At 49.6% G+C, this 11,990-nt stretch carries 12 protein-coding genes; 5 read left to right on the forward strand and 7 right to left on the reverse strand.

What is annotated here, in order from left to right:
* Window positions 1–26 precede the first annotated feature (26 nt).
* On the reverse strand, window positions 27–1,487 hold the full coding sequence (locus BM091_RS10780; RefSeq protein WP_093395730.1) for a cation diffusion facilitator family transporter: 1,461 nt from the start codon (window positions 1,485–1,487) through the stop codon (window positions 27–29).
* A gap of 103 nt (window positions 1,488–1,590) precedes the next feature.
* On the opposite strand from BM091_RS10780, the gene BM091_RS10785 reads away from it, so the two are divergent.
* The 5 genes from BM091_RS10785 (at window position 1,591) to BM091_RS10805 (ending at window position 7,365) form a co-directional block, all read left to right on the forward strand.
* On the forward strand, window positions 1,591–3,255 hold the full coding sequence (locus BM091_RS10785) for an NAD+ synthase (RefSeq protein WP_093395732.1): 1,665 nt from the start codon (window positions 1,591–1,593) through the stop codon (window positions 3,253–3,255).
* Window positions 3,252–3,590: a P-II family nitrogen regulator gene (locus tag BM091_RS10790; RefSeq protein ID WP_093395733.1), complete on the forward strand. Its 339-nt coding sequence runs from the start codon at window positions 3,252–3,254 to the stop codon at window positions 3,588–3,590. Before BM091_RS10785 ends, BM091_RS10790 begins: the two co-directional genes overlap by 4 nt.
* The gene (glnD, locus tag BM091_RS10795) at window positions 3,580–6,231 is read left to right on the forward strand and encodes a [protein-PII] uridylyltransferase (protein ID WP_177193618.1); all 2,652 of its coding nucleotides are present in this window, start codon (window positions 3,580–3,582) and stop codon (window positions 6,229–6,231) included. The genes BM091_RS10790 and glnD overlap by 11 nt, the downstream gene beginning before the upstream one ends.
* A 95-nt stretch (window positions 6,232–6,326) precedes the next feature.
* Window positions 6,327–6,512, forward strand: coding sequence for a rubredoxin-like domain-containing protein (locus BM091_RS10800; protein ID WP_093395736.1), 186 nt, complete (start codon window positions 6,327–6,329; stop codon window positions 6,510–6,512).
* A gap of 13 nt (window positions 6,513–6,525) precedes the next feature.
* Window positions 6,526–7,365, forward strand: coding sequence for an ATP-grasp domain-containing protein (locus BM091_RS10805; protein WP_093395738.1), 840 nt, complete (start codon window positions 6,526–6,528; stop codon window positions 7,363–7,365).
* Here BM091_RS10805 and BM091_RS10810 read toward each other — a convergent pair.
* From BM091_RS10810 to BM091_RS10835, 6 genes are read right to left on the reverse strand one after another with little or no spacing between them, the layout of a single operon-like run.
* The gene (locus tag BM091_RS10810) at window positions 7,362–7,601 is read right to left on the reverse strand and encodes a MoaD/ThiS family protein (RefSeq protein WP_093395739.1); all 240 of its coding nucleotides are present in this window, start codon (window positions 7,599–7,601) and stop codon (window positions 7,362–7,364) included. The two genes, BM091_RS10805 and BM091_RS10810, sit on opposite strands and share 4 nt — an antisense overlap.
* Window positions 7,602–7,623: 22 nt before the next feature.
* Window positions 7,624–7,908: a cell division topological specificity factor MinE gene (gene minE, locus BM091_RS10815; RefSeq protein WP_093395741.1), complete on the reverse strand. Its 285-nt coding sequence runs from the start codon at window positions 7,906–7,908 to the stop codon at window positions 7,624–7,626.
* A 13-nt stretch (window positions 7,909–7,921) separates the two neighbouring features.
* Window positions 7,922–8,722: a septum site-determining protein MinD gene (gene minD, locus BM091_RS10820; protein WP_093395742.1), complete on the reverse strand. Its 801-nt coding sequence runs from the start codon at window positions 8,720–8,722 to the stop codon at window positions 7,922–7,924.
* A gap of 11 nt (window positions 8,723–8,733) precedes the next feature.
* A complete protein-coding gene (gene minC / locus BM091_RS10825; protein ID WP_093395744.1) occupies window positions 8,734–9,402 on the reverse strand; it encodes a septum site-determining protein MinC in 669 nt (222 codons plus the stop codon).
* Window positions 9,403–9,415: 13 nt separating this feature from the next.
* On the reverse strand, window positions 9,416–10,072 hold the full coding sequence (locus BM091_RS10830; protein ID WP_177193619.1) for a 5' nucleotidase, NT5C type: 657 nt from the start codon (window positions 10,070–10,072) through the stop codon (window positions 9,416–9,418).
* A complete protein-coding gene (locus BM091_RS10835) occupies window positions 10,020–11,915 on the reverse strand; it encodes a bifunctional acetyl-CoA hydrolase/transferase family protein/GNAT family N-acetyltransferase (RefSeq protein WP_093395747.1) in 1,896 nt (631 codons plus the stop codon). The genes BM091_RS10830 and BM091_RS10835 overlap by 53 nt, the downstream gene beginning before the upstream one ends.
* Window positions 11,916–11,990 lie beyond the last annotated feature (75 nt).

The following is an 11,990-nucleotide window of genomic DNA, read 5'->3' on the forward strand; positions in this document are numbered from 1 at the left end:
AAACAATCAGGGCCAGGAAGCTTTTCCTAATTATCACTTTTCCCTCGAGCAGATTCTTTTGGCATTTCTTTTGCGAGACAAGCCTGGCGGAAAAGCCAGCCGGCCCATATTATGAGGCCAATGTCCCGCAACACATCGAGCCACATTTCTAATTGTGATGCCTCACTCTGGTCGGTCGTGAAACACCCACAGCTTATATCGATCCCGCGGATTATGTTGGCTACAATCGCCCCCGTGAAAACGATCAGAAGGGCAATGGAAATCAGCAAACTGCCTCTCGTGAAGATGCCGAAAATGAGGCTCAACCCTGTAAAGAGCTCAATCCAGGGAAGTATGATTGCCACGATGTTGATAAATTCATCAGGAAGTATCATGTAGTTGTAAACCACCTCTGCAAATTCCCTGGGATTAAGGATCTTATCATAGGACGCCCATACGAATACTCCCCCAAAGGCGATCCTCATAAGGGTTCCGAATATACGAAACCCTTTACTCCTCGGCGATTTGGGCTCCTCGTTTTCGAGTTCATCCGGGTTTCCGGGCGCAGAGGTGCAGGAAAGTTCGCAGAGAAGACTTCCATTTCCGCACTCTTCCGCTTCAAACTGCAATACCGGGTGGTTAATGGCGAACCTTGATGCCAGCATATTCTCAATGCGCTCTTTGGTCTCTCGAAGCTCACTTATTCTGGTATCGGGAACTACAACATGGCATGAAAAGGCCGTCACACCGGGACTTATCGACCAGGCATGAAGGTAATGGGCACTTATCACGCCCGGGACGTTTTCTATAGCCCTCTTTACTTCTTTAAGGTCTATGTGTAACGGCACGGCATCCATGAGGACCTGAATCGATTCTTTGAGAATTTGCCAGCAGTTCCGCAAAATGAAAATGACGATAACCAGAGATATTAAAGGGTCGAGCCAGAACCAGGGTCGGATTGTAATTGTCAGGCCCACGATCAGAACTCCCACAGAGGTGAGCATGTCCGCAACCATGTGGAGAAAGGCTCCTCTGATGTTAATGTTGCCTTCGGCACCTCTGCTGAGAATCCAGGCCGATAATCCGTTTCCGACAATTCCGAGAAGAGCCAGCCAGATTACCAGAGAACCAAGCACGACGCCGCCTTGCATGAATCGTTCAAAGGCTTCCTTTACTATGAAAGTGCAGGCCAGCAGGAGCAGAATGACGTTTGCACAGGCCGCAAGGACTTCAGCTCTTTTGAAGCCAAAAGTATGTGTTGCGCTTGCTCCTCTGGATGCAATTATCAGGGCTACGTAAGAGATTATCAGCGACGCAAAGTCACTGAGGTTATGTGTGGCGTCGGCGACCAGGGCCATACTTCCGGCGTAAAGCCCGCCCGCTATCTGAAGAACGGGAATCACCAGGTTAATAAACATTGCAACGAGTAAGCGCTTTTTGTTTCTGGTTGCCTCATCTGTGCTGACGTGATGACCCCCGTGGTGGTGAGTGCACGTAATCGCTCCCATATCAGGACTCCCGGGGTTATCTTTCCTTGTCTTTTTACGCCCGTTGCATCATATAAAATCCGATCATAGCAAACAACCCAATTCAACGGCAGAGGAATGGCCTATGCGTGTGGCGATGGGACAGATAAATCCTTTGATAGGAGATTTTCGGGGAAATATCGAAAAGATGAGTCGAATGGTCGATCTGGCCAAAACCAAGGGCTGTGATCTGATCATTTTTCCCGAACTTTCATTTATAGGCTACCCGCCGCTGGATCTTCTGGACAGACCGGCTTTTGTTGAGGAAAGCATACGGTGGTGGGATGCGCTTGAGCGCATGAGTGAGGGGATTGGCCTTATTGCCGGTGCCGTTAGTAAAAATGAAGCAAAGGAGGGTAAGTGTTATCACAATTCCCTTCTTTTCTTTCAGAACGGCCGTTTAATTGCCCTGGTTAATAAAAGGCTTCTTCCTTTTTATGATGTTTTCGACGAAGAAAGGTATTTCGAGCCGGGTAAGGAACCGGGCTATGCAGAGTGGCGTGGAGTTCGTCTGGGACTGACGATATGTGAAGATATTTGGAATAGAGATGGAATTTTACCGCGGCGCTATTATCCCTGTGACCCGGTAGTCGATTTAAAAACAATAGGAGTGGACGTTCTTATAAACATTGCGGCTTCGCCCTATTATCACGGAAAGATGAAAAACGTTATGATACCCCTTCTGAAGAGTGTTGCCCGGGAGGTTAACGCACCCGTCGTTTTTGTCAATCAGGTTGGTGGAAACGATGAGCTGATCTTTCAGGGGCGGAGCATGGTCTGCCTTCCTTACGGTGATATAGTGGTACAGGCCCGTTCTTTCGAGGAAGATCTCGTGGTTTTTAACACGGCAAACCTCATGGGGGATTTCCGGGACGCCCACGATGACGATGTTGACGAGGTAATAGATGCTTTGTGTTTGGGACTGAGGGACTACATGCGTAAGTGCGGCTTTGACAGGGCCGTGATCGGTATGAGCGGCGGTGTGGATTCTGCCGTAACTGCCTGTATTGCGGCAATGAGCATAGGTCGTGAGAAGGTAATGGGTGTTGGACTGCCTGGTCCTTACAGTTCAAAGGAGAGCCTGGAAGATGCTTACGAAGTTGCCAGGAGGCTCGGGATAGACTGGGCGGTAATCCCTATAACGGGTCTTTACGAGGCCGTCGTGTCATCCATGGCCGAGGTGTTTTCCGGGCTTTCTCCCGACGTTACGGAGGAAAACGTGCAGGCTCGGCTCCGCGGGCTGGTGCTCATGGCCATATCTAACAAACTTGGGCGGCTTTTGCTGAGTACGGGCAATAAGTCGGAGCTTGCAGTGGGTTATTGTACCCTCTACGGTGACATGAACGGCGGTCTTGCAGTTCTCGGCGATGTTCCCAAAACCTTTGTTTATGCGATAGCCAGGAGGTTAAAAGAAAAATTCGGCTGGATTCCGGAGCGGGTGATAACAAAACCGCCTTCGGCAGAGTTGCGCCCCAATCAGCGGGATCAGGATACCTTACCGCCCTATGAACTCCTCGACGCCGTCCTTGAGCTCTATCTGGAAGAAAATAAATCCCTGCGTGAAATAGTCTCTCTTGGTTATGACGAAGCAACGGTTCATGAGATAATCAGAATGGTTGAACGAAATGAATACAAGAGGAGACAGGCCCCGCCGGTTCTGAAGGTCACGACGAAAGCCTTTGGGATCGGACGACGCATTCCGATAGCTCATGGTTATAAACCAGGACACTCAGGAGGACATTCGTCATGAAGATGGTGATTGCGGTCATTAAACCCTTCAAGCTGGACGACGTTAAAGAGCGTTTAACGGAAGTCGGCGTAAAAGGCATGACCATAACGGAGGTTAAGGGTTTTGGTCGGCAAAAAGGTCGGACGGAAATTTATCGTGGGGCCGAATATGTTGTGGATTTTCTGCCCAAGGTTCGTATTGAAGTGGCCTGTACGGATGATCAGGTTAGAGAGGTTGTTGAGGCAATAAGAGAGTCGGCCAGGACCGGCAAAATAGGGGATGGGAAGATTTTCGTGCTGCCCATTGAAGAGTGTGTACGCATTCGCACGGGTGAGTGGGGTGAGAATGCACTGTAAAAGTCGTCCTTCTTCCCTTCAGGTCGTCGATCAGCTCAGCCGTATTCGGGCTTGTTTTCGGGAAGAGCTTCAGTGTGGGGTTTCCGGGAAAAGCGACGCCCTCAGGTATGCCCGGCAGGTTCGAAGTCTTCTACACGATTATTTTGAAACAATGGAGCATTCCGGTTCCTGGGCGGTTGTCGGCGTCGGAGGGCTGGGAAGAGGCGAAATGAGTTTTTTCTCGGACGTGGATATACTTTTTATCTATCGGAGGAAGCTTGGAAGGATCTTCCACGAATATCTCAGGGACCTCACATACGGAATGTGGGATGCCGGTTTTGAATTAGGTCATAACACGGCTTCCGTTAACTCACTTCTGAAACTGGCTCGAGAAGACTTCTCGGTTCTAACCAGCCACCTTACTTCCTGTTTCATAGCCGGAAGTAGGGAGCTCTATTTGCGATGGAAGAATGCACTTTTCGAAAATTTTCGCACCTTAAGGGCCAGACGGGCTTTTCTGAAAAGGCTTAAAGAACACATAAGTGGACGGTATGCCCGTTTCGGAGACAGTTCCTACGTGCTCGAACCTGACATAAAGGAGGGCCCTGGAGGACTCAGGGACATTCATGCAATATTGTGGACATCGGTTGTCTTCGGCAGAGAAAAGGACATTAAGAGGCTTCCGGAAGGGTTTCTGTCATCTGACGAACTGCAGTGGTTACTTGATGCCGAGAATTTCTTATGGAAAGTCCGGCTCTGCCTTCACCGGGTAGCCAGAAAACATCAGGATCGCCTTTCGCTGGCAGAGCAGAAAGAGGTTGCCGATCTGTGGAGAGATCCGAATTTTAAAGGGGTTGGAGACGGTTTTCATGCCGAACACGGCCGCGTCGAACAATTCATGCAGGAGCTTTACAGGCATACAGCCCGTGTAAGGCGGGTACTCCGTTTTTTTCTGGAACGGGTGGAGTGGTCGATTGAGCCCGAAAAAAGGAAAAAATCGGATAAAGCCAGGGTAATTGACGGGTGTTTCGTGGTCGAAAGAGATCATATCCGTTTCGTCGATCCCGGGTTCGTTCACGATGAGCCCTATCTTCTCATGAAGCTGTTCGCCCTTATGGCGTCGAGAGGGCTTCACTTTCACCATGAGGTGGGGAAGCTTGTAAGGGAAAACCTTCATCTGGTTGATGGAAGTGCGTTGAGCGATCCACGGTGGGTTGATGGTTTTTTTGATGTTCTCACCTGCGAAAGACATGGTTTCGAAGCGCTGAAGATCATGATGGAAACGGGATTATTAAGCAGGTTTATACCGGAGTTTTCCGGCGTCCGTTATCGTGTTCAATATGACGCATATCACGTTTACACCGTGGATGAGCATCTATTGAGGACCGTCAGGGAGCTTTACCATCTTGCTACCGAGTACGACCTGCCGTCAGGGGATAGAAAAGTTCTTTATCTTGCCGGCCTGCTTCACGACATAGGCAAAGGTAAGGGAAAAGGACATGCACTTCGAGGTGCTGAAATGGTGAGGCAGATTGGGGAGCGGATGAACCTGGAGGAGTCGGAGCTTGAGGATCTGGTTTTTCTCGTCAAGCATCATCTGCTTATGGCGGAGACGGCCCTCAAACGGGATCTGGAGGACGAAAAACCGGTGGCAAATTGTGCGGCCACCATCGGGAGCCTAAGGCGCCTTGACCTTCTCTATTTGCTTACGATAGCAGACTCAAGGGCTACAGGCCCTCATGCATGGAATGCCTGGAAAGCGGCCCTCCTGAGCGATCTCTACGGCAAGGTAAAACGCCTGCTAACGCAGAAAGACTGGACGGAGGACATTGCGGAAAGAATCAAGGTGAAAAAAGATACGGTGCTTGCCCTTTGTGAGGAACATCAGAGGCAGGAGATCTCTCGCTGGCTTAATGAACTGTCGTACCGGTATCTGGCTTCTCAGCCTCCCGAAAGAATATTGCGGCACTATTTTATGGAACGGGAATTTTTGAAAACCCGTGGAGTGGTCTTTGATGCCCGTACATCCAATCATCCCATGCCTGCAGAGGAATTTTCCGATGACGATGGAAGATCCACGCTTGTTGACTCCACCTTATGGGAGATCAACGTGGTAACCGGTGATCGCAGAGGACTCTTTTCGATAATTGCCGGGGTTCTATGGGCCCACGGTGTCAACGTTCTCTCTGCCGATATCTATACCAGAAGCAACGGTATTGCCGTTGACATAATCACCGTGAACAGGGTCGCCGACCCCGTTAATCCGGAGCGTATTTTTTCTACTATAAGAGACGATCTCCAGAAGGCTATATTGGATGAAGCCTATCTTCAGCACCTTATTGAGTCTCGAAAGCCCTCTCGTTTCATTAAGACGGAGTTTGTCCCAAAACGGCCTGATCGGGTTTTGGTTGACGAAAGTTCCTCTGACTTCTTTACCATTGTCGAGGTTTACACATGGGATCGACCCGGCGTTTTGTATGCCATAACCGACGAACTGTACAAACTTGGAATATCCATCCAGCTTGCCAAGATAAGTACTCCCGGAGCTCAGGTTGCAGATGTCTTTTACGTCACCGATTCGGAAGGCCAGAAGCTTTACGACGAGAAGCTCTACCGTGAAATAGAGCGAAGGATTATCGATCGGCTGCGGTCTTTAAGTTAGTTTTCTCCTGTTACCGTTACTTGCCCTAGTGGGTAATGATTAGTAATATCATAGCAAGATTGAAAGAACTGGTCTCGAAGTGAAAGGAGAAAGGTATGCCTAAATGGAAATGTACCAAGTGCAATTACCTGATTGATGCCGACGTCGCACCTGACTCATGTCCGTCTTGTAAAGAGAAATGTGAGTTCGTTGATGTAACCTGTTATATTCCGGAATGTGGTGGTGAGCAGTCGGGAAATGTAAATCCCCAGGTGTTTATTGCCGGCAAGGACAGAGATTGATTTCCTGTGCTCCATGACTGTACGCCGTAGTGTTGTCGTATCTTATCATCCGGTCATCGAAGGAGATGTGAATCTCATCCTTGCAGACAGATCCATTGGTGAAGAAGATATTTACTGGTTAAGACGCGCAAAAGCTGTGATATTACCTCAGGGCTGTCGACCGGAATTGTATTTTACGGCCCTGAGGTATTGCCCCAACGTTTTTCCGGATTACCGCGCCAGGTTCTTATATCCGGGCAAGACGGGCCAGATACGTCTTTTCAGGCTTTTGGGAGTGCCTCATCCGAAAAGCCGAATTTTCGGTTCACTTTCGCTGTGCCCGAAATGGTTCTGGAGGGGTCTTGAATACCCGGTCGTCGTCAAGTCGTCCTGGGGAGGGGAGGGTAGCAATGTGTATCTCCTCAAATCACCTGATGATGCAGATAAGATTCTGGAAGAACTTTACCGTATGGAAAGGGCGGGCTGGCCCGGTTTTTTGGTTCAGGACTATGTTGAAGCCGAAGGTCGGGATCTAAGAGTGGTTGTCGTCGGACATGAATTTTTTTGTTACTGGCGGGTGGGGAGATCGGAGACCGAATTCCGGTACAACCTGGCCTGTGGTAGCAGGATAGAATACCCGGCCGATCGCCGTGAGGTAATCAGCGCATACAACCTGGTGAGCTATCTGGTCAGAAGAACGGGAATTAACCTTGCCGGATTCGATATAATCTTTTCCCAAAAGGACTTGGAGCGAAGGAATCCACTCTTTCTGGAAATAAACTACTTTTTTGGGCGCACCGGTCTTGGAGGAAACCAGAAATATTACGAGATCCTTCAGAGGGCCGTAGATAGGTGGCTGAGCTCAATTCCCTAACCGCCTCCAACTGCAGGAAAAAGGGCAACCCGTTCGTTTCCTTTCAATCGGGTGTCCGTGCGGGCATGGGTTCCGTCGACCATGATAATTTTTACTTCCGATGACGGAATCCCAAGTAACTTCAGAAGTTCCTCCACACTTGCCCCTTCGGGGACTTCTATCGATATTCCCTTAAGCGGATCATAGTCCGGATAGTAGCGTCTTAGAGTTGCAGCTATGAATACCGAAACGGCCATTTCGCTTCAGTTACCCCCTTTTTTATGCCGATCCTGTTGTTGATTGCTGTGCGTGCCGGTAAACCCTTTTTACATGTACGTTAGACACGAGAGCGGCGTAGTGTTCGCATTGTTCTATGCTTACCTTTATGGTTCGGTCGTCTATTTCCATGTAGCGGCTGAGTACCTTTAGAATTTCGTTTTTTATCTCGTCGAGCACTTCCGGTGCGATGCTAAGGCGGTCGTGGAGTAGCACTATCTGCATTCTTTTCTTGGCCACCTCACCGCTCTTTTTTTCTCCAAAAAAGCGTCGAATAGTGTCAAACATATTCCCCTCCTCCTCAGGAACTCCACAACAGCCTTTTGAACTTGCTCAACAATCCTTCGCCCTGATCGTTGTCGAGAGGAACCGGTACCTCTTCTCCTTCGATTCTCGCAGCGATTCGCCGGAATGCTTCGGCTATTTGACTTCGGTTATTGTGAACCAGAGGGACACCTCTGTTGGTGGATATTACGACTTCCTCGCTTTCAGGCACCACTCCTATAAGAGGCACAGCCAGTAGGGAGCAGATGTCCTCTGTGGACATCATGTCTCCTCGCCTGACCATTTTGTGATTGAGCCTGTTTATTATCAGATGAATGTCCTTCATCATTTCCGCCTCAAGCAGGCCTATTACACGATCTGCATCACGAATTGCCGAAACTTCCGGAGTCGTCACAACCAGCGCCTTTTGAGCCCCGGCGATTGCGTTTCTGAAGCCCCTTTCTATACCTGCGGGACAATCCACCAGGATATAGTCAAACTCCTGCTCCAGTTTTGCGCAGAGTTCTTTCATCTGTTCCGGGTGTACGGCATCCTTTTCTCTTGTCTGTGCGGCGGGGATCAGGAACAGGGAAGTTACCTTCCTGTCTCTTATCATGGCCTGTTCCAGCCTGCACCGTCCCTCGATGACGTCCACGAGATTATAAACTATGCGATTTTCCAGCCCCATGACCACATCGAGGTTCCTCAGGCCTATGTCGGCATCGATCATCACAACGGATCTGCCCCTCAGGGCCAGAGCCGTCCCGAGATTGGCAACGGTAGTGGTTTTGCCCACTCCGCCTTTGCCAGAAGTAACTACTAAGGTTATACCGGCCATATTCACCTCGCTCAGTACGTTATCACCTCTATTCTATCATCCCTAATTTCCGCCACCTCATACCGCTTCGGTGCGTGGCGGTCTCCATGAGGGGGCACGGCCACGAGGTCGGCTATTCGAATTTGATTGGGTTCAATCGATAGCGCCCATATTTTGGCATTTCGGTTTCCCATAGCGCCGGCATGGGCCATTCCCCGAAGAACTCCGAAAATGATTATATCACGGCCTGCGATAACTTCGGCTCCGGGATTGACATCGCCCAGTATGATACAGTCAACGGGTGCCTCAATTCTCATTCCCGATCTGCAGGTATGCCTTATTATAACCGGTTCAAGCCCTTGCTCTTCAACGGGAATCTGCTTGATGGGAATATCCAGTTGCTGAGACACCCAGTCAAAGAAGGATTCCAGGTTGTGTCCCAGCCGCAACTCAACTATCTGGGCATTCCAATCTTTGCGCAGCATGTCTCTGATGGCCTTGACTTCATCCACCCTGAAGGGCCTGAGCCCCAGATCCAGGACCACACTGGCCGACTTGAAAAAGTTATTGGAACTCCTGTGTTTCTTTTCCAGGTGCCGGAGAATCATCTGAAAAGGCATGGAAGGGTCGAGTATGAAAACAAAACGGCCGTCCCTCTGTGCTCTTATTTGAACCGGTGTGGAACCTCGATCCGTGTTCACCTGCTGGCTCCTTTTAAGCTTTTTCCAGAACACTCCAGTCAATACGGCATTCCAGCTGACGAAGGTCCCTGATTCTAGGGAAACCCCTGGTATGCCGGTTCCAGGGCTGATCGAAAATGATCACATGGAAGCCCTGTTCTTTGAGGGAACAGCATGTATCGGGTCTATCCTCCACAAAGGCCTTAATTCCCATTTTCCTCAGGACCTCGGCCTTTACGGCCGGGTCTCCCGTTGCAGTGACCTGTATGTTTTCAGGGTCCACATCGGAGAGAAGTCTTCTAAGCCACTCCATAATTGAATCCGGCCATATCCTGGCCGTTACAAATCTTAATGGGACGAAACGCCCAAGTTTTCCCAGGACCTCTTGAGCCCCCGGACAGGGAGGAATTCTGGCCGTGTACTCATCGCTCAAGGTCAGACAAAGGATTTCGTCAATTGCCTCTGCAGGAGCAGGCACGCATTCATGGAGATTGTACTGCGAGAGGTGTTCCTTGGAAAACCCCCGTAGTCCCAAACGCTCTCTTACCAATTCGACAAAAATAGCCATGGTGTCCGCTACGACCCCGTCGATGTCAAAAGCCAGCATTCTGGGGTCTATCAAATCGGAGCGATCTCCTTCAATCCATGACGCATACTTGAGCCGGTTCGTCAAATCTAAACCAGATTTCATAGATTCCTTCTTCAAGATGGCTGTGGATAACATAACCTACCTTGTGAAAAACATTTAACATCCGCCTATTGGATGCCAGCACGTAAGCGCAAAAACCGTCAATTTTTTTACTTTTTGCAATTTCGCACAAATAATGCAAGAGAAATGTTCCTATGCCTCTTCGCTGGTATTCTGCTCGTACGGCAAAGTCCACTTCGGCCATGTTGGTCTTCTGATCCAGGATGTATCTTCCGAGGGCTATTATAGTCTCATTTCCCACATCGCCCAACACCCCCACTATTGCCATTTCGTGCTCATAATCTATGTTGCACATGGCCTGAATGTTTCTGTGAGGGAATACCTTCATGGCCGACAGAAAACGGTAGTAAATGTCCTGGTCTGGCAGAGAATAGAAAAATTCCTGCAAAGCCCTTTCGTCGGTGGGTTTTATCGGCCTGAAAAAGACCGTAAGGTTTCCGGGGAAAATCTGATAGGTCTCCCACTGGCCCGGATAAAGCGGTTCATATACCGGGGGCAGTATCTGATCCTGGTACACATATCTTACCCTTTTAGCTTCGTCGAGCAGACGTTCTCTGAACTTGGGATGAGCGATGTTTATGAGTGCAATAGCCCGTTCTCTTATTGCCCTCCCGAAAAGGCTGGCCACACCAAATTCACTCACCACAAACTGTACCGTACTTCTCGGAGTTACCACTCCGGCGCCTTCCGTAAGATGCGTAACAATTCGGGATTTTTTCCCATCCGGGCTTGTAGAGGGCACCAGAATGATGGTTTTGCCGTTTTTTGCCCGAGAAGCCCCTACCATGAAATCCACGTACCCGCCTATACCGCTGTAGATCTTGTGCCCGATTGAATCGGCACAAACCTGACCGGTTATGTCCACTTCCAGTGCGGCGTTAATGGCCACCATCTGTTCGTGCTGGTCTATTACCCTGATGTTATTCACATATTCGGTGCTGTGAAACTCAACTATCGGGTTGTTGTGAACGAATTCATAAAGTTCTTTCGTTCCTATACAGAAACTTACGACGGCCTTTCCTTTATGGATGGTCTTTCTTCGCCCGGTAATCACATCTTGCATGATAAGGGCTCTATGAGCATCGGTCATCATTTCCGCATGAAGCCCTAAGTCCTTTTTATCGACCAGGTATCTTAGAATGGAATTGGTTATCCGACCTATTCCCGTCTGAATCGTTGCCCCGTCTTCGACGAGCCTGGCAGTGTACTTACCTATCCGTTCAAGTATGGGGCCCACGGGGAACTCCTTTACTTCGATAAGGTCCTCCGTGTGCTCTACAAACCAATCAATTTCCGTAACGTGGATAAAGGTATCCCCCAGGGTTCTCGGCATCTTTTCATTTACCTGAGCTATAACAATTCTGGAGTGCTGTACGGCCGTTTTGGTTATTTCGACCGATATTCCGAGGGAGCAAAATCCGTGGGAATCCGGAGGGCTTACCTGAATAAGGCATAAATCGAGAGGAAAGGGACCCCCGGGTTTAAAAAAGTTGGGTATTGTCGAGAAATGAGCCGGAATGTAGTCGGCCTGTCCCACGTTGACGGCCCGGCGTGTACGCGGCCCCACAAAGAATGTTTTGAGGCGGCAGTGCCCCAGGTAGGGAAACCAGTCTTCCGGGACGGAACCCAGAGAAAGGTTCTGAATGATTTCCACATCCCGGTAGCGTCCTATGAGTGAGAAGAGAGCCCTGACAAGATGTTGAGGTTCTGCACAACCGGGACTTATGTAGACTCTGTACCCATCACCCAGACTGCGGAGAATAGCTTCCTCTGCAGTTACCCTCTTTTCCGAATAGTATTTCTGCCAGCCCGGGTTCAAGGCCACTCCCACACCCCCTTACCTGTCGATCTCGTAGAAGCGCCAAACCCGACGGAAGATAACCTGTCCTTAGCACTATGT

The organism is Thermodesulforhabdus norvegica (assembly GCF_900114975.1).
In the GTDB taxonomy this organism is placed as follows: Bacteria; Desulfobacterota; Syntrophobacteria; order Syntrophobacterales; family Thermodesulforhabdaceae; genus Thermodesulforhabdus; species Thermodesulforhabdus norvegica.